The 17,760-nt window shown below is 63.8% G+C and carries 15 protein-coding genes and 1 pseudogene; 10 read left to right on the top strand and 6 right to left on the bottom strand.

The genetic code is table 11. The annotated features are described in order from the left end of the window. Positions 1-35 precede the first annotated feature (35 nt). Positions 36-2,777, bottom strand: a complete 2,742-nt coding sequence (acnA, locus tag HU736_RS09290) for an aconitate hydratase AcnA (RefSeq protein WP_186699603.1) — start codon at positions 2,775-2,777, stop codon at positions 36-38. Between the two features lie 242 nt (positions 2,778-3,019). On the opposite strand from acnA, the gene rlmM reads away from it, so the two are divergent. After that, the gene (rlmM, locus tag HU736_RS09285) at positions 3,020-4,096 is read left to right on the top strand and encodes a 23S rRNA (cytidine(2498)-2'-O)-methyltransferase RlmM (RefSeq protein ID WP_186699585.1); all 1,077 of its coding nucleotides are present in this window, start codon (positions 3,020-3,022) and stop codon (positions 4,094-4,096) included. 13 nt (positions 4,097-4,109) lie between these two features. On the opposite strand, the gene dsbG is transcribed toward rlmM, so the two are convergent. The 3 genes from dsbG to dsbD are packed head-to-tail and all read right to left on the bottom strand — an operon-like array spanning position 4,110 to position 7,418. Beyond that, the gene (gene dsbG, locus HU736_RS09280) at positions 4,110-4,868 is read right to left on the bottom strand and encodes a thiol:disulfide interchange protein DsbG (protein ID WP_186699583.1); all 759 of its coding nucleotides are present in this window, start codon (positions 4,866-4,868) and stop codon (positions 4,110-4,112) included. A gap of 1 nt (position 4,869) precedes the next feature. Then, positions 4,870-5,706: a TlpA family protein disulfide reductase gene (locus HU736_RS09275; RefSeq protein WP_103438046.1), complete on the bottom strand. Its 837-nt coding sequence runs from the start codon at positions 5,704-5,706 to the stop codon at positions 4,870-4,872. Next, on the bottom strand, positions 5,706-7,418 hold the full coding sequence (dsbD, locus tag HU736_RS09270) for a protein-disulfide reductase DsbD (protein ID WP_186699581.1): 1,713 nt from the start codon (positions 7,416-7,418) through the stop codon (positions 5,706-5,708). Before dsbD ends, HU736_RS09275 begins: the two co-directional genes overlap by 1 nt. A gap of 182 nt (positions 7,419-7,600) precedes the next feature. On the opposite strand from dsbD, the gene HU736_RS09265 reads away from it, so the two are divergent. The 5 genes from HU736_RS09265 to pdxB all read left to right on the top strand — a co-directional run bounded on the left by HU736_RS09265 (position 7,601) and on the right by pdxB (position 12,633). After that, on the top strand, positions 7,601-8,275 hold the full coding sequence (locus HU736_RS09265; protein ID WP_101321259.1) for a response regulator: 675 nt from the start codon (positions 7,601-7,603) through the stop codon (positions 8,273-8,275). Then, entirely contained in the window at positions 8,272-9,594 is a 1,323-nt protein-coding gene (locus tag HU736_RS09260) for an ATP-binding protein (protein WP_103438045.1), read from the top strand. Before HU736_RS09265 ends, HU736_RS09260 begins: the two co-directional genes overlap by 4 nt. A 114-nt stretch (positions 9,595-9,708) precedes the next feature. Then, complete coding sequence (locus HU736_RS09255; protein WP_103438044.1) at positions 9,709-11,112, top strand: aspartate aminotransferase family protein; 1,404 nt, start codon at positions 9,709-9,711, stop codon at positions 11,110-11,112. 75 nt (positions 11,113-11,187) lie between these two features. Further along, positions 11,188-11,430, top strand: coding sequence for a sulfurtransferase TusA (gene tusA, locus HU736_RS09250; RefSeq protein WP_101321253.1), 243 nt, complete (start codon positions 11,188-11,190; stop codon positions 11,428-11,430). Positions 11,431-11,490: 60 nt separating this feature from the next. Then, positions 11,491-12,633 (top strand): 4-phosphoerythronate dehydrogenase PdxB, encoded by a 1,143-nt coding sequence (gene pdxB / locus HU736_RS09245; protein ID WP_186699575.1) that lies wholly within the window; start codon positions 11,491-11,493, stop codon positions 12,631-12,633. Positions 12,634-12,729: 96 nt separating this feature from the next. Here the strand turns inward: pdxB and HU736_RS09240 are convergent, their stop codons facing one another. Beyond that, positions 12,730-12,897, bottom strand: a complete 168-nt coding sequence (locus HU736_RS09240) for a PA1571 family protein (RefSeq protein WP_181003811.1) — start codon at positions 12,895-12,897, stop codon at positions 12,730-12,732. A 266-nt stretch (positions 12,898-13,163) separates the two neighbouring features. Between HU736_RS09240 and HU736_RS09235 the strand changes: the two genes are divergently transcribed. The 3 genes and pseudogenes from HU736_RS09235 (at position 13,164) to HU736_RS22165 (ending at position 16,736) form a co-directional block, all read left to right on the top strand. Further along, positions 13,164-14,927, top strand: coding sequence for an ABC transporter transmembrane domain-containing protein (locus HU736_RS09235; protein WP_186699573.1), 1,764 nt, complete (start codon positions 13,164-13,166; stop codon positions 14,925-14,927). A 132-nt stretch (positions 14,928-15,059) separates the two neighbouring features. Beyond that, positions 15,060-15,803 (top strand): annotated as a pseudogene (locus HU736_RS22170) (methyl-accepting chemotaxis protein); the annotation flags it as partial. Between the two features lie 165 nt (positions 15,804-15,968). After that, on the top strand, positions 15,969-16,736 hold the full coding sequence (locus HU736_RS22165) for a methyl-accepting chemotaxis protein (RefSeq protein ID WP_371411615.1): 768 nt from the start codon (positions 15,969-15,971) through the stop codon (positions 16,734-16,736). A 76-nt stretch (positions 16,737-16,812) separates the two neighbouring features. Here HU736_RS22165 and HU736_RS09225 read toward each other — a convergent pair whose 3' ends face one another. Next, positions 16,813-17,034 (bottom strand): YgdI/YgdR family lipoprotein, encoded by a 222-nt coding sequence (locus tag HU736_RS09225; protein ID WP_103438040.1) that lies wholly within the window; start codon positions 17,032-17,034, stop codon positions 16,813-16,815. Positions 17,035-17,216: 182 nt separating this feature from the next. Between HU736_RS09225 and moaB the strand changes: the two genes are divergently transcribed. Continuing rightward, a complete protein-coding gene (moaB, locus tag HU736_RS09220) occupies positions 17,217-17,756 on the top strand; it encodes a molybdenum cofactor biosynthesis protein B (protein WP_103438039.1) in 540 nt (179 codons plus the stop codon). Positions 17,757-17,760 lie beyond the last annotated feature (4 nt).

Raw genomic sequence — 17,760 nt, 5'->3', positions numbered from 1 at the left:
GAAGGGGCGCAGTGCGCCCCTTGGTAAGATGGCGATCAGCTGGCGATCAGTTGCCGCAGCACATAGTGAAGAATGCCGCCTGCCTTGAAGTACTCGACCTCGTTGAGGGTGTCGATCCGGCACAGCACCTGGATGTCCTGTTGCTCGCCGTGTTCACGGTGGATGCGCAGGGTCAGGGTCATGCCCGGGCGGATCTGCGCGTCGCTCAAGCCGAGGATGTCGATGCGTTCAGTGCCGGTCAGGTTCAGCGTCTTGCGGCTGTCACCGGCCATGAACTGCAACGCCAGCACGCCCATGCCGATCAGGTTCGAGCGGTGAATGCGTTCGAAGCTCTCGGCCAGCACGGCTTTGACCCCAAGCAGGTTGGTGCCCTTGGCTGCCCAGTCGCGGCTGGAGCCAGTGCCGTACTCCTGCCCGGCGATCACCACCAGCGGGGTACCTTCGGCCTGATAGCGCATGGCGGCATCATAGATCGAGAGTTTTTCGCCGCTGGGTATATGCACGGTGTTGCCGCCTTCTTCGCCGCCGAGCATCTCGTTGCGAATGCGGATGTTGGCAAAGGTGCCGCGCATCATTACCTCATGGTTGCCGCGGCGCGAGCCATAGGAGTTGAAGTCTTTGGGCTGCACGCCTTTGTCGCGCAGATAGCGACCGGCAGGGCTGTCAGCCTTGATGTTGCCGGCAGGGGAGATGTGGTCAGTGGTGACCGAGTCTCCGAGCAACGCCAACACACGGGCCTGCTGAATATCAGCGATCTCGGGCAGCGCCCCGCCGATGTCCTCGAAGAATGGCGGGTGCTGAATGTAGGTCGAGTCAGCCTGCCAGACATAGGTTGCCGCTTGGGGCACTTCGATGGCCTGCCATTGTTCATCGCCGGCGAATACTTCGGCGTATTCCTTGTGGAACATCGCGGTATCGACCTTGGCTACCGCATCGGCGATTTCCTGCTGGCTGGGCCAGATGTCGCGCAGGTACACCGGCTGGCCATCTTTGCCGACACCCAGAGGCTCTTGGGTAAGGTCGACGCGCACACTGCCAGCCAGCGCGTAAGCCACCACCAAGGGTGGCGAGGCCAGCCAGTTGGTCTTGACCAGGGGGTGCACCCGGCCTTCAAAGTTGCGGTTGCCCGAGAGCACCGAGGCGACGCTCAGGTCAGCGGTGCCGATGGCCGTTTCAATAGCTTCATCGAGCGGCCCGGAGTTACCGATGCAGGTGGTGCAGCCGTAGCCGACCAGGGCAAAACCCAGTTGGTCGAGATATGGGGTGAGGCCGGCAGCATTGTAGTAATCGGTGACGACTTTGGACCCAGGCGCCAGCGAGCTCTTGACCCAAGGCTTGCGGCTCAAACCCTTCTCGATCGCCTTCTTCGCCACCAGGCCGGCGGCCATCATCACGCTGGGGTTGGAGGTGTTGGTGCAGGAGGTGATCGCGGCAATCACCACCGCGCCGTCGCGCAGGGTGTAGTTCTGGCCCTCGTGGCTGTAGTCGATCTGCCCGGTCTGGTCGGCATTGCCCACTGCAACGCCACCACCACCTTCGCTTTCGAGCCGGCCGACTTCCTTGGCGGCAGGTTTGACCTGCAGCTTGAGGAAGTCATCGAAGGCTTGGCTGACCTGACCCAAAGCGACCCTGTCCTGCGGCCGTTTCGGGCCGGCCAGGCTGGCTTCCACGGTGTCCATGTCGAGCCCCAGGCTGTCGCTGAACAGCGGCTCCTGGCCTGGCATACGCCATAGGCCCTGGGCCTTGCAATAGGCTTCGACCAGGTCGACCGTGGCTTGCGGCCGGCCTGACAGGCGCAGGTAGTCGAGGGTCACCTGGTCCACTGGGAAGAAACCGCAGGTGGCGCCATATTCCGGTGCCATGTTGGCCAGCGTCGCGCGGTCGGCCAAGGGCAATTCGGCAAGGCCGTCGCCATAAAACTCGACGAACTTGCCGACCACGCCCTTCTTGCGCAGCATCTGCGTGACGGTAAGCACCAGGTCGGTTGCAGTGATGCCCTCGCGCAGCTTGCCGGTCAGCTTGAAGCCGATCACTTCAGGGATCAGCATCGACACTGGCTGGCCAAGCATGGCTGCCTCCGCCTCGATGCCGCCCACGCCCCAGCCAAGCACACCGAGGCCGTTGATCATGGTCGTGTGCGAATCGGTGCCGACCAGGGTGTCGGGGAATGCGTAGACCTTGCCGTCTTCCTCGCGGGTCCAGACGGTGCGGCCGAGGTATTCCAGGTTGACCTGGTGGCAGATGCCGGTACCCGGTGGCACCACACTGAAATTATCGAACGCATTCTGGCCCCAGCGCAGGAAGGCATAGCGCTCGCCGTTGCGTTGCATTTCGATATCGACGTTTTCTTCGAATGCATCGGCGCTGGCGTAGCGGTCGACCATCACCGAGTGGTCGATGACCAGGTCCACCGGCGACAGCGGATTGATCCGCTGCGGGTCACCACCGGCCTTGGCCATCGCCGCGCGCATGGCTGCCAGGTCGACCACGGCCGGTACGCCGGTAAAATCCTGCATCAATACCCGGGCCGGGCGGTACTGGATCTCGCGGTCGGAGCTGCGCGTGTCCAGCCATTGCGCCAGCGCCTTGAGGTCGGTGCCGGTGACGGTCTTGCCGTCCTCCCAGCGCAACAGGTTTTCCAGCAGAACCTTGAGCGACATTGGCAGGCGTTGCAGGTCGCCTAGCTGCTGTGCGGCTTCGTCGAGGCTGAAGTATTGATAGGCGCGGTCGCCTACCTGCAGGGTCTTGAGGGTGTTCAGGCTATCGAGCGAGGGCATTGCCAACTCCTTTGCGCCGGTGCCCGGCCTCTCGTGAATGCCGGTGTCACCGCTCTGAGTAGGTCCGCACGGCACGGACCTGGCTGAGTAGTCAGGTTAGGCCGAAATTGCGGCCATGACCCTGTACTGGACAGGCGGGGCATGTCGCTGGTTCCGATCTTCCTTTATCATCGCCGCCGTGCCGGTGCGTGTTGTGCGCTGGATCAAGGCTGACGATCGCCGTCAGCGATGTGGAGTGACAAATGAATACCCTGTTCATGCATTGCCGGCCTGGTTTCGAAGGCGAGGTCTGCGCCGAAATCAGCGAACACGCCGCTCAGCTTGGGGTGGCCGGCTATGCCAAAGGTAAAGCGCAGAGCGCCAGTGCCGAGTTCGTCTGCAGCGAGCCGGGTGCCGCCGAGCGCCTGATGCGTGAACTGCGCTTCGACAAACTGATCTTCCCTCGCCAATGGGCGCGCGGTGAATTTGTCGAGTTGCCCGAAACCGACCGCATCAGCGTGTTGCTCGAGCATCTGGCGGCACTGCCGGTCGCCGGCAGCCTGTGGCTGGAGGTGCTTGATACCAATGACGGCAAAGAGCTGTCGACGTTCTGCCGCAAGTTCGAAGGGCCGTTGCGCAAGGCTTTGGAGAAGGCTGGCCGGTTGGTCGAAGACGCTCAGCGGCCGCGCCTGTTGTTGAGCTTCATCAGTGGTCGACGGGTGTTTGTCGGCCTTGCCGAAGCAGACAACTCGGCGCTGTGGCCGATGGGTATTCCGCGCCTTAAATTCCCCCGCGAGGCGCCCAGCCGTTCGACCCTCAAGCTGGAAGAGGCGTGGCATCAGTTCATCCCGCGCGATCAGTGGGAAGAGCGTTTGCAGGATGACATGACCGGTGTCGACCTGGGTGCCTCACCGGGTGGCTGGACCTATCAGCTGGTCAAGCGCGGCATGCTGGTTACCGCGATCGACAACGGGCCGATGGCCGAAAGCTTGATGGATACCGGCCTGGTGCAGCACCTGATGGCCGATGGCTTCACCTGGAAGCCCAAGCACACCGTGGACTGGATGGTCTGCGACATCGTCGAAAAGCCTGCGCGCAGTGCGGCCTTGATCGAGACGTGGCTGGGCGAGGGCTTGTGCCGTGAGGCGGTGGTCAACCTCAAATTGCCGATGAAGCAGCGCTACGCCGAAGTCCGGCGCCTGCTGGACCGCATCGAAGCGGGCTTCAAGGAGCGCAAGGTCAGGGTCTCGATCGCCTGCAAGCAGCTCTATCACGACCGCGAAGAAGTCACCTGCCATTTGCGCCGGCTTGACCTCAAACCGCGCAACACGCGCGGCTGAGGCTCTGCCGGGATCAACGCTTGCCGAGAATTTCGCCGAGCTTGTCCGGCCGTGGTGCGCCTTGCTGACTTTGCAGGCGGCCTTGCGCGTCCTGGTAGAAGATCGCCGGGGTTGCCGATAGGCCGAGTTCTTCCATCACCACCAGGTTGCTGTCGAGCTGTTGCTGGATGTTCTCGGGGATCTTGTCCAGCGCCTTGAGGGTGCTGGCCTTGCCTGCGCTCTCGTGTTGCAGCAGTGCTTTGGCCGGGTCCTTGGCGGCCAGCAGGGCTGCCGATTTGCCGGGGCTGTCTTCACGAATGATGCCGACCATGATGTGCCGCAGCTGCACCTTGCCAGACTCGACCCACGGCCGTGCCTGCTGCCAGAACATGTTGCAGTAGGGGCAGTTCGGGTCGCTGAACAGATACACCGTGCGCGGTGCATCGGCCTTGCCGTCGGCGATCCACGCCGATTTTTCCAGCTTTGCCCAGATCGCCTTGCTCATCGGCGCATAGACCAGTTTTTCCAGTGGTTCAGCGCTCAGATCCTGGCCTTGCTCGTCAAACAGGCTGCCGACCAGCACATGCTTGCCGTCTGGTGTGAGATACAGGGCAATACCGTTGTTCTGGTACTCGGCTGCGTAGCCACGCATACCGTCTGGAGCGGCGAAGCTGCCCTTGATCACGGCGCCCTTGGCCTGCAGTTGCTGGATGGCTTTTGGCAGTTCTTCGGCCTGCAGCAAGGGCGCGGCGAGCAGAGCGAGGGTCAATGGCAGGAGTGCGGTCAAACGCATGTCAATTTCCTTTTGCAGCGGAGGCGGGCACATCGTCCCGCTCGAATGATTGCAGCGCGTGGCTCAGGCTGGCCCGGGACAGCTCGCCCAGGTGGCTGCCGACCAGCCTGCCGTCGGCGCTGTAGAACAGGGTGGTGGGCAAGGCCATCGAACCGACCCGTTGGGCCAGTTGGCCAGCGCCGTCGAACAGCACATGGGTCAGGCTGAGGCCGGTGGTAGCAAGAAAGGTGCTGACGTTTTCCGGGGTTTCCCCTTGGTTGACGAACAGGAAGGTCACGTGTGGGTATTCGTGCTGGGCCTGTTGCAGCACCGGCATCTCGCGCCGGCAAGGCGGGCACCAGGTCGCCCAGATATTGATCACAAGTGGCTTGCCGCGGTAGTCGTGCAGCGCCATCGACTGGCCACTGGCGGTGCGCAAGGCCAGCTGCGGCAGTTCGGTGCCCTTGCTGTACAGGTGGCTGCCCAGGCTGGCCAGCACCCAGAACACACCGCCGCTGGCCAACGCCCAGCCCAGCGGCCGGCGCAGCCCGGGTTGGCGCCAGCCCTGCCAGAGGGTGCCGAGCACGATCGCCAGCAAGCCGCCCCAGAGCAAGAAGCCGCCATCGCGGATATCGATGATCTGCAGCAGCTCATCGCGGTACATCGGCCAGTAGGCAAGCACGAAGGTCACGCGTGCACCCAGTACCCCCAGCAAGAACAGGTTGAATAGTGCCGACTCCGGGCTCTGGCCACCACGTCGGGCGACGGCCCAGCCAACCACGCAGGCAATCGCCAGCGCCGCCAGCATCAGCAGATGGTTCAGGGCCATGGTCAATGGCCCGAGGGTCACGCTCAGCATCAGCCTTGGCTCCTTGTCTGTGCCCAGTGTTGCAAGAATGTCGCCGCGTCGACTTCACCGGTGATGCGCCGTGGACGGCGTTCGTCACCCTCTGGGCCGACCCAGATCAGGCTGGGTGGGCCCGGTACCTTGTAGTGTTGCAGCAACTCGCGACTGGCTTGCGAGTCAGCGGTGACATCCAGCCTTAGCAGGTGCACGCCGGCTAGGCTGGCTTGTACATCAGCGCGGGCGAATACCTGTTTTTCCATGACCTTGCACGACACGCACCAGTCGGCATAGTAGTCGACCAGCACCCACTGGCCACGGGCCTTGGCGGCTTGCAGCTCGCGTTGCAGGTCCTGCGGCTGGCTGACGGTGATGAAGGCGTCTTCGGTTTTACCCGCTGAGCTCGGCGCACCGGCGGTAAACGGATGCAGCGGCTGCCATAACTCGCTGCCACCAGCAGCGGCGCCCACCAGCAGCAGGCCACCCCACAGCGCGCCGAGCAGCGGCAGCACGCGCAGCGCCGGCAAGCGTTGCAGGGCGGGCCAGGCGGCCCAGGCCAGGGCAATTAGCCAGCTGCCGGCCAGACCCAGCAGCAGCGGCGCTGGCAGCAAGCCGCGGAGGGTGTACAGGGCCATGGCCAGGAAGACAAAGCCAAACAGGCCCTTGACCCGGTTCATCCAGGCGCCGGGGCGCGGCAGGAAGCGGTTACCGAGGGTGACCAGCAACAGCAGTGGCACGCCCATCCCCAGGCCAAGGCTGAACAGCACCAGAGCGCCTTGCACGACATCGCCGCTCTGCGCGATATACAGCAGTGCACCGGCCAGCGGCGCGGTCATGCATGGGCCCATCAACAGCCCGGACAACGCACCGAGCAGGGCTGCACCGTACAGGTTGCCACCGCGGGTGCCCTGGCCGGCCCGGTCGAGGCGGTCGCGCACGGCGACAGGCAATTGCAGCTCGAAGGCGCCGAACATTGGCAGCGCCAGCAAAATGAACAGCCCCGCCAGGCTGCCGAGCAACCATGGTTGCTGCAGCCAGGCTTGCAAGCTGGCGCCCAGCAGTGCGGCGATCACACCCAGTGCGGCGTAGACCAGAGCCATGCTCAGTACATAGACGCCCGCCAGCAGCCAGCCGCGGCGAGCGCTGGCGCCGTTGCCCAACACCAGTCCAGCCAGGATCGGCAGCATGGGCAGCGAGCAGGGGGTAAAGGCCAGCAGCAGACCCAGGCCAAAGAATGCCAGCAGGCCCCAGGCCAACTGGCCCTGTTGCAGATCACTTGCCAGCGCCTGGTCATCCGCCTGGTCTGCGCTCGTAGCAGGCGTGCTGCCGCCAAGGTCGATAACGGTGGTTTGCGGCGGGTAACACAGGCCGGCGTCGGCACAGCCCTGCCAGCCCAGCCGCAGCTGGCCACTGGCTGTCGCCGGGATGAGCAGCTCAAGCTCGCTGCGGTACACCGCACTGTCACCGAAGAATTCATCGTGATGGTTGAGTGCCGCTGGCAGCGGCGGGTGCTGCGTTGCATCCAGGCCGTCGAATTTCAGCCGCTTCTGGTACAGGTAATAGCCGTCCTTGATTTGAAACTGCACGCGCAGTTCGCCTGACGGCAAGCGCTCGTGGGTGAGCATGAACGCCTGTTCCACCGGGAGAAAGTCAGGCTTGACCTCGAATGGATTGGCCAGCAATGGCCCGCTCATGAAGAATGTCAGCAGCAACAGAAAAACGCGCATGTCTGGGCCTTGGCAGTGCAGAAGAATGGCCATGCTGGATCGGCCTGATTAACCGAGGGTTAACCCAGCCCTACACGGGTCGTCCTACAGCCAGGCGCAGGCGACTAATCCAGCCGCACAGTCCATAATCCTGACTTAATCAGGCCATGGCGCAATAGCTCATCGCCTATTGGAGATTGACCATGCACGTACTGCTCTGCGAGGACGACGACCTGATCGCCAGCGGCATCTGCGCCGGGCTTACCGCCCAGGGCCTGACCGTGGATCGGGTTGCCAGTGCCTCGGCCGCCCGCGCGCTGCTGCAGGCGGCACAGTTCGACGTGATGATTCTCGATCTTGGCTTGCCTGACGAAGACGGCCTCAAGTTGCTACGGCGGCTGCGCCAGCAGGGCGAGAGCTTGCCGGTGCTGGTACTGACCGCCCGCGATGCGATCACCGATCGCGTTGCCGGCCTAGAGGCGGGCGCCGACGACTACCTGCTCAAGCCGTTCGACCTGCGCGAGCTGGCGGCGCGCCTGCACACCTTGCTGCGGCGCATGGCCGGGCGCGCCGTGAACATGATCGAGCACGGGCCGCTGCGCTACGACCCGAGTAGCTGCGAAGCCTATCTGGGCGACCAGCCTGTTGACTTGTCCCGGCGTGAACAGGCGCTCCTGCAGGCACTGCTGCAGAACAAGGGGCGGGTGCTCTCCAGTGAACAACTCAAAGACTGCGTCTACGGCTTCAGCGATGAAGTCGAGAGCAATGCCCTCAACGTGCATATCCATCACCTGCGGCGCAAGCTGGGCAACGGCATCGTCGAGACCGTGCGCGGCCTCGGCTATCGGCTGGGCCCGGCGCAGGTGCCCGCACCATGAGCCTGCGTGTGCGCCTGTCGCTGATTCTGGGCAGCGCCTTCATCGTCATCTGGGCGCTTGCCGCCGCCTGGATGCTGCGCGACCTGCGTCAGCAGATGATGTTCTCCCTTGACCAGCGCCTGGTGGCCTCCGCGCGGATGGTTGCCGGGCTGATCGACCAGTTGCCCCAGCCCCTGGCGGGCAAGGGTGAAGAAACTCGCTTTGCCGCTGATCAGCTCAGCGTGCCGGATGGCATGGCCTGCCAGGTCAGCTCGCTGCGCGGCGAGATCATCGCCAGCAACCACAAGCACGAAGGCACCATGGACGACCAGTACAGCGGCTTTCGTGACCAGACCATCGACGGTGCAAGCTGGCGCACGTTCACCTACCACCGCGGTGATATCCGCATCACCACGGCGGACCGCCATCAAGAGCGCGAGGCGCTCAATCAATCGATCCTGCTGGCGGCTTCGGCACCGGTGCTGATGGCCTTGCTGGGCAGCCTGGGCTTGTTGTGGATCGGTCTGGGCAAAGGGCTTGAGCCGATCAATCGGATCCGCGATGCGTTGCGCAAGCGTCGTGTCGACAGCGTCGAGCCGCTGCAGGTCAGTGGCATACCGAGTGAACTGCAGCCGTTGGTGGAAACCCAGAATCAGCTGTTCCAGCGCATCGCCCAGACCCTTGAGCGCGAGCGGCGCCTGACCGACGACGCTGCCCATGAGCTGCGCAGCCCGCTGACCGCGATCAAGACGCACCTGCAGGTGGCACGCATGACCGACGGCGCGGTACGCGAGCAGGCACTCGAGCACGCCGAGCAGGGCACCGACCGCATGCATCGCACCCTTGAGCAGTTGCTGATGCTGGCGCGGGTCGAGGGCAGCCTGTCGTTTGACGACGGGGTGCAGTGCACTGCCGAGCAAGTGGCGCGCCAGGCCGTGCAGGATGTCGGCGCCGGTGACAGTCGGCGGATCACCGTACGCCTGCCGCAGGATGCCACCGAGGTTTACCTGAGCATGCCCGGCCCGCTGGCGGTGGCGGCGTTGCGCAACCTGCTCGACAACGCACTGCGCCATGGCGGTGATGCCGCCGTGGAGCTGGAAGTGCAGATGGCCGACGGCCAGGCTGGGTTCCTGGTGCGTGACCATGGCCCGGGCATCAGCGCAGGCGATTTGCAGCATATGACCGAGCGTTTCTGGCGCAACAGCCAGAGTGGCGGTTGCGGCCTGGGCCTGGCGATCGTGCAGGCGATTGTCCAGCGCTGTGCCGGCAGCCTGCGCTTTGACAGCCGCAGCGATGGTTTGCGGGTTTGGCTGCAGGTGCCGACTCGGGCGGACAACTGAGTTTGCCGGCGGCGCCTTGGCCTGGGTAGGCCCAAGCGCAAAATGTTTGTAAATCCGTGCCGGGCTGAAGCGTATTTCAAGCGATGCCACCTTTCGCTTGCAAGGGACTCTTCAATGTCGACCGCTTCCAGCCTTGCCCAGATCCTGCCGCTTGCCACGCCGCAGCCGTTATATGAATTCGCCGAATCACCGTTGCTGCTGCGCCAGCAGCAACAGGAGTCCAATGCGCGCAGCTATCCGCGGCGGATTCCGCTGGCGCTCAAGCGCGCCCGCGGGATCTATGTCGAGGACGTCGAAGGGCGGCAGTTCATCGACTGCCTGGCCGGGGCCGGTACCCTGGCGCTGGGCCACAATCACCCGGTGGTGGTGGCGGCGATCCAGCGTGTGCTGGCCGATGAACTGCCCCTGCATACGCTCGACCTGACCACACCGGTGAAGGACCGCTTTGTCCAGGACCTGTTTGCCATTCTGCCCGAAGCCTTGCGGCGTGAGGCGAAGGTCCAGTTCTGTGGCCCGACCGGCACCGACGCGGTGGAAGCTGCGCTGAAACTGGTGCGCACGGCGACCGGTCGCAGCACGGTGTTGGCGTTCCAGGGTGCCTACCACGGCATGTCGCAGGGGGCGCTGAGTTTGATGGGCAGCGTCGGGCCCAAGCAACCGCTGGGCGCGTTGCTGGGCAACGGTGTGCAGTTCATGCCGTATCCGTATGACTACCGTTGCCCGTTTGGCCTCGGCGGTGCCGCAGGCGTGCGCGCCAACCTGCATTATCTGGAGAATCTGCTGCTCGACCCGGAGGGCGGCGTGCCGCTGCCGGCAGCGGTGATCCTTGAAGTGGTACAGGGCGAGGGCGGCGTGATCCCGGCCGATATCGAATGGCTGCAGGGCGTGCGGCGCATCACCGAGCAGGTCGGCGTGGCGTTGATCGTCGACGAGATCCAGAGCGGCTTTGCCCGCACCGGCAAGATGTTTGCCTTTGAACATGCCGGCATCGTGCCCGACGTGGTGACCCTGTCCAAGGCGATTGGTGGCAGCCTGCCGTTGGCCGTGGTGGTCTATCGCGACTGGCTCGACACGTGGAAACCGGGCGCCCATGCCGGCACCTTCCGTGGTAATCAGATGGCCATGGCGGCGGGCTCGGCAGTCATCGACTATTTGCTCGAGCATCGCCTGGCAGACCACGCCGAGGCCATGGGCCAACGCCTGCGTGGCCACCTGCAGCAGTTGCAGCGCAGCTACCCGCAGCTTGGCGATATCCGCGGGCGTGGCCTGATGCTGGGCGTCGAGTTGGTCGAGCCGAATGGGCCACTCGACACCTGCGGGCATCCGCCGGTGGCCCGCGAGCTGGCGCCGAAGGTGCAGCGCGAGTGCCTCAAGCGCGGTTTGATTCTCGAACTCGGCGGTCGGCATGGCGCGGTGGTGCGCTTCCTGCCGCCACTGATCATCAGTGCCGAGCAGGTCGACGAGGTCGCGCAGCGCTTTGCCGAGGCCTTGCAGGCTGCGCTGGGGAGCTGCGGCTAATTCGCCGAAAAGGCGTCGAGGATGGTTCTGGGGGCGGGCTTGAGCGACAATGGTCGGCCATTCACGGAGTAGCCCATGACCGATTACACCCCCGACGCCGTCCTCGACGCCAGCGGCCTGAACTGCCCGGAGCCAGTGATGATGCTGCATCAACAGGTTCGCGCACTGGCTGCCGGCGGCCTGCTCAAGGTCATCGCCACCGACCCGTCGACCCAGCGTGACATCCCCAAGTTCTGCACCTTCCTCGGCCATCAGTTGCTTGAGCAGCAGGAACAGGCTGGCACTTATCTGTATTGGATTCGCAAGAAGGCCGATTGAGCCGCGCTGGATCGCGCCCGGCGCAGGGCCTACACTGCGGACCCCTGACAGGAGAGCGCCATGCTGATAGTTGCCGACGAAAACATCCCGCTGCTCGACGCGTTTTTTGCCGGTTTCGGCGAGATCCGCCGCTACCCTGGCCGCAGCATCGATGCTCAGTGCGTACAAGATGCCGACGTGCTGCTGGTGCGCTCGGTAACCGATGTCAATCGGCAACTGCTGCAAGCCAGCAAGGTCGGCTTTGTCGGTACCTGCACCATCGGCACCGATCACCTGGATCTGGACTACTTCGCCGAGGCCGGTATCCGCTGGAGCAGCGCCCCTGGCTGCAATGCCCGTGGCGTGGTCGACTATGTGTTGGGCAGCTTGCTGACCCTGGCCGAGCTCGAGGGTGAAAACCTCGCCGAGCGGGTCTATGGCGTGGTCGGTGCCGGGCAGGTTGGTGAGCGTCTGGTGCGGGTGCTGCATGGCCTGGGCTGGAAAGTACTGGTGTGTGACCCACTGCGACAGGCGGCGGAAGGCGGCGATTTCGTCAGCCGCGATCACGTTCTCGAGCAGTGTGATGTGATCAGCCTGCATACCCCGCTGCAGCGCGGCGGCGAACACCCCACCTGGCACTTGCTCGGCGCCCCGCAACTGGCGCGGTTACGCCCGGGCGCGTGGCTGATCAACGCCAGTCGCGGGCCGGTGGTGGATAACCAGGCGCTGCGTGAGTTGCTGCTGCAGCGCGACGATCTGCACGCGGTCCTGGATGTGTGGGAGGGTGAACCTCAGGTTGACCTGCAACTGGCCGACCTGTGCACGCTGGCGACGCCGCACATTGCCGGTTACAGCCTCGACGGCAAGCAGCGCGGTACGGCGCAGATCTATCAGGCATTTTGCCAGTGGCGCGGCGTGCCGGCGCCTGTGCAGTTGGCCGATCTGCTGCCGGAACGCGACCTGGTCCAGATAGAACTGAATGCGGCCAGTGATCCGGCCTTGGCCTTGGCGACGGTCTGCCGAGCAGTCTACGACCCGCGCCGCGACGATGCCGACATGCGCCGTAGCTTGAGCGAGGATCCGATCGAACAGCGAGCAACCTTTGACCTGCTGCGCAAGCATTACCCGGTGCGCAGGGAAATCGAAGGGTTGGCAGTGAAGGTGCGCGGCGAGTCGGCGCAGTTGGCGCAGATGATCAGTGCGCTGGGGGCGGTGCTGGTTTAGCCAGTCGTGTAGTAAAGCAGGGGCCGCTTGGCGGCCCCAATCCAGCCCGCGCAGCGCTCCAATTAGCTAACTGAGCGCCGCGCTGCTGTGATCCAATCAATTCTTCTCGGCAAGCGCCACTCGGCTCTTTTCCAGCTCTTCACACGCTTGTTTGATCATCTCAGGGGTAATTGCCACTTCGCGGCCCTGGTCGTCGATGATCGAACCGCAAATCGGCTGCGGTTGCGCTTGCTGGTTGGCGAGCGTTTCACTGTGTTGCTGCATGTGCTGTCTCCTCATCAGGTTCAAACCAAGCCTATCCACGGGTCGTGACTGACGTATGACATTGTCTGTGCCGCCACGACTGCTCTAGTCCAACAGAAAGCTCGGCAAAGCTCCACTACCACCTTAGAACCATAAGCTATTGCTACTGTGCTCTGCTGTGCTGGCCAATGGCATGTCCTTTTCTGCGATCCTGACAACCGCTGCAAAGTTCAGACTGTGCAGATGGATGGTAGGCTTGCTGCTTCTTCGCCTGAATGATCTGAGTCATGACCGAACCTGTCTCCTCACGTCAGCGCCGCGCCTTGCGCCTCAGCTGGCGGTTTCTGCGTCCCTACCGCAAGCAGGCGGTACTGGCACTGCTCGCGCTGGTCGTCACCGCTGCGATCACTTTGTCGATGGGCCAGGGCATTCGCCTGCTGGTCGATCAAGGCTTCATGACCGGTTCTGCGCACCAGCTCAACCAGACCCTCGGCTTGTTCATGTTGCTGGTGCTGGCACTGGCGATCGGCACGTTCAGTCGCTTCTACCTCGTGTCGTGGATCGGCGAGCGCTGCGTGGCCGATATCCGCCGCGCCGTGTTCGATCACCTGGTCGGTCTGCATCCGGGCTTTTTCGAGGACAACCGCAGTTCGGAAATCCAGTCGCGGCTGACCGCTGACACCACCTTGTTGCAATCGGTGATCGGCTCGTCGTTGTCGATGTTCCTGCGCAACGCCTTGATGGTGATTGGCGGCGTGGTGTTGCTGTTCATCACCAACCCCAAGCTCACCAGCATCGTCGTGCTGGCACTGCCGCTGGTGCTGGCGCCGATCCTGTTGTTTGGCCGACGGGTGCGTAGCCTGTCGCGGCAGAGCCAGGACCGGGTCGCCGATGTCGGCAGTTATGTCGCAGAGACCCTCGGCCAGATCAAGACCGTGCAGGCCTACAACCACCAAAACCTCGACCGTGAACGGTTTGCCGACACGGTCGAGGCGGCCTTTGATGTGGCGCGGCAGCGGATTGCCCAGCGGGCCTGGCTGATCACGCTGGTCATCGTGCTGGTGCTCGGCGCTGTCGGGGTAATGCTCTGGGTGGGCGGCATGGATGTGATCGCCGGGCGTATCACCGGTGGCGAGCTGGCCGCATTCGTGTTCTACAGCCTGATCGTCGGCAGCGCGTTTGGCACCCTCAGCGAGGTGATCGGCGAGCTGCAACGCGCGGCTGGGGCGGCAGAGCGGATCGCCGAGTTGCTGGCAGCGCAGAGTACGATCCTGCCGCCGGCGCTGAGCGCGGGCCTGGCTGACACGCGCGCCAGCGGTCGCATCGAGCTGCGCGAGGTGCGCTTTGCCTACCCGTCGCGGCCGACCGTGGCGGCGCTCGATGGCCTTAGCTTGCTGATCGAACCGGGCCAGACCTTGGCGCTGGTTGGTCCGTCCGGCGCCGGCAAGTCGACGTTGTTTGACCTGTTGCTGCGTTTCTATGACCCGCAACAAGGCAGCATCCTCCTCGATGGCCAGGCATTGACCAGTCTCGACCCACTGTTGTTGCGTAGCCAGTTCGCGATGGTGGCGCAGAACCCTGCGCTGTTTCGCGGCTCGGTTGAGGCCAATATTCGCTATGGCCGCCCCGATGCCAGCTTCGCCGAGGTGCAGGCCGCGGCCCGCGGGGCGCATGCCGAGGAGTTTATCCAGCAGCTGCCGCAGGGTTATCAGACCTTGCTTGGGGAAGGCGGGGTCGGCTTGTCCGGTGGTCAACGCCAGCGCCTGGCGATTGCCCGGGCGCTGCTGGTGGATGCGCCGATCCTGTTGCTCGACGAAGCCACCAGTGCCCTCGACGCCCAGAGCGAGCACCTGATCCAGCAGGCGCTGCCCGCGCTGATGGCGGGCCGTACCACCCTGGTGATCGCGCACCGCTTGGCCACCGTGCAGCATGCTGATCGTATCGCAGTGATCGACAAGGGCCAGATCGTGGCGGTGGGCAGCCATCGCCAGTTGATCGAAGAAAGCCCACTATATGCGCGGTTGGCGCAGTTGCAGTTCACCTCGAGCTGAAATTGGAGGCACGTCGCTGATCTGTCACATTTCTGTAGCAATGGCCTGAGATTATCTGCTTCAGCGTAAGTGCTCGACCTGGCTGCTATCGACTGATGGCAGCTTTTTTTTGCCCTGCGAACGAGGACATGGATGTCTGTCGTGGTGCTGCCTGCAGCGCCGTTTTCTTCTCTCCTTGTTCTCGAGACCCGCATGTTGCGTACATCCCTTCGCGTGCAAATTCTCTCTCTGCTGGGCGGCAGCCTGATCGCCATGCTGCTGATCGCGCTGGTTTGCTTCCAGTTCCTGTCGTCCAGCGTGCGCAGCTATGCCGAGCTGGTCGATGGGCCATTGCGCGCGTCACAGTTGATCGACGAGGCCAATCTGCAATTCAAGATCCAGGTGCAGGAGTGGAAGAACGTGCTGCTGCGCGGCCGCCAACCGGCCGAGCTGGACAAGTACTGGCAGCAGTTTCAGAGCCGCGAGCAGCAGGTGCAGACCCTGCTGGCGCAGTTGCTGGCAGACAGCGATGGCGAGCTGACGGCGCCACTGCGGCAGCTGCGCGACAGCCATCGCCAGTTGGGCCAGGCCTACAGCAAAGGGCGTGAGGCGTTTCTGGCCGCCGGCGGCGACCCGGTGGCAGGCGATGCTGCAGTCAAGGGTGTCGACCGCGCCGCCAGTGAGCAGATGAGCGCGTTGGTTGAGCAACTGCGCAGTGAGGCCCGCGAGCGTGCGGCGATGATCAATGACAGCGCCCAGCGTACCGTGTGGATCGGTCTGCTGGTCATGCTTGGCTCAGCCATATTGGTGGGGTTGCTCAGCCTGTGGCTGGTAAACCGCAGCCTGATCGAGCCAATCCGCCAGTTGATCGACTATGTGGCCCAGCTCAGCCAAGGACGTTTCGCCGCCCGTGTTGATGATCGCCGTAAAGATGAGCTCGGGCGCCTGGCGCGTGCGGCCAATACCTTGCGTGATTTTCTTGCCGAGTCCATCGGCCGGCTCAAGGACAACGCCGAAGAACTGGAAGGCGCCAGTGGCCAGCTGCGCAACCTTGCCGGCGACATGGCGCGGGGCACCCAGGATCAGTTCCAGCGCACCGATCAGGTGGCCACGGCCATGCATGAAATGTCGGCGACTGCGCAGGATGTCGCGCGCCATGCTGCCCAGGCCGCCCACGCTGCCGACGATGCCGATCACAGTGCCCAGGCGGGCGAGCAGGTGATGCAGGCAACCATCGACACCATTGCCGGGGTCAACCGCGAGATTGCCGGTACCGCTGCAGTGATTCGCGACCTGGAGCACGACAGCACGCGTATTGGCAAAGTGCTTGAAGTCATCCGCGGGATCGCCGAACAGACCAACCTGCTGGCACTCAACGCCGCGATTGAAGCGGCTCGTGCCGGAGAGGCCGGGCGCGGATTTGCCGTGGTGGCCGATGAAGTACGCAGCCTGGCCCAGCGCACGGCGGCTTCGATTGCCGAGATCAATCAGATCATCGACGCGGTGCAGTCAGGAGCGGTGGAGGCGGTCAAGGCTATCGAGAGCGGCCAGCGGCGCAGCGAGGAGGGCGCCGAACAAGTCCAGCATGCGGGGCAGATGCTGCAGCGGATTACCCAGGCGGTCGAGGCGATTCGCGATATGAATCGGCAGATTGCAACGGCAGCCGAGGAACAGACCAGCGTGGCCGAGGACATCTCGCGCAACTTGATCGAAATCACTCGCATCGCCACGGCCAATCAGCAGGCGGTCGAGCATACCGAGCAGGCTGGGCAGCGCTTGCATGGGTTGTCCGGGCAGTTGGGCCAGGTCACGGCGCAACTGGGGGTGTGATCCAGGTTACAGATCCAAGTGACAAAAGGCCGCCCCTGCACAGGGTGCGCGGGCGGCCTTGGATACCAAGCTCAGATCAGAGCTCTTTGACCGTGCGGATCTGGTCTTTGTTGATCCGGGCGCGCTTGCCGTCGAGCTGCTCGAATTCGTAGAAGCCGGCATCTTCGTCATAGCTTGGGGTGTCTACCGCTTGAATTTCGCGGCCGTCGTTCAAGGTGATGACCGTTGGCGAGGCACAGCCAGCGAGGGCGCCGAGGCCAAGTGCAAGAATAAAGGCGGGAAGGGTCCGTTGAATCATCGTGTCTCTCCTGTCGATGGTGCTTGATGGTTTTATGACGCGGTGTGTCCGCGCAAGTTCCTCAGCCAGTGCAGCATAGTCACAGCAGGCTGACATTGACCGAGAACAAGCGTCGCGTTCGGCGCTGTGCGGGCTGTGATATAACAGGCGCCATCTTCTTCCTTCCCTGCGCTGGAGCCCCTATGAAAGCCAAGGCAGACACCCCGTTCGTGCCGCTGAACATTGCCGTGCTCACGGTCAGCGATACCCGCACTTTTGAAACCGACACCTCTGGCCAGGTGTTTGTCGACCGTCTCACCGAGGCTGGTCACCAATTGGCCGCGCGGGTGCTGCTCAAGGATGACCTGTACAGGATTCGCGCTCAGGTTGCGACTTGGATTGCTGACGACCAGGTGCAGGTGGTGTTGATCACCGGCGGTACCGGCTTCACCGGCCGTGACAGCACGCCCGAGGCGGTCGCCTGCCTGCTGGATAAACAGGTCGATGGCTTTGGCGAATTGTTCCGGCAGATATCGCTTGCCGACATCGGCACCTCGACCGTCCAGTCCCGGGCCTTGGCTGGTCTGGCCAATGGCACGCTGGTGTGCTGCCTGCCGGGTTCGACCAATGCCGTGCGCACCGGCTGGGACGGCATTCTTGCCGAACAGCTCGACGCGCGTCATCGCCCGTGCAACTTTGTCCCTCATCTGAAGCAGGCAGCGGCCTGTGACAGCCGTGGTTGAACCC

Source organism: Pseudomonas shirazensis (assembly GCF_014268785.2).
GTDB classification, from domain to species: Bacteria; Pseudomonadota; Gammaproteobacteria; order Pseudomonadales; family Pseudomonadaceae; genus Aquipseudomonas; species Aquipseudomonas shirazensis.
This window is presented reverse-complemented; position numbering and strand designations above follow the sequence as displayed.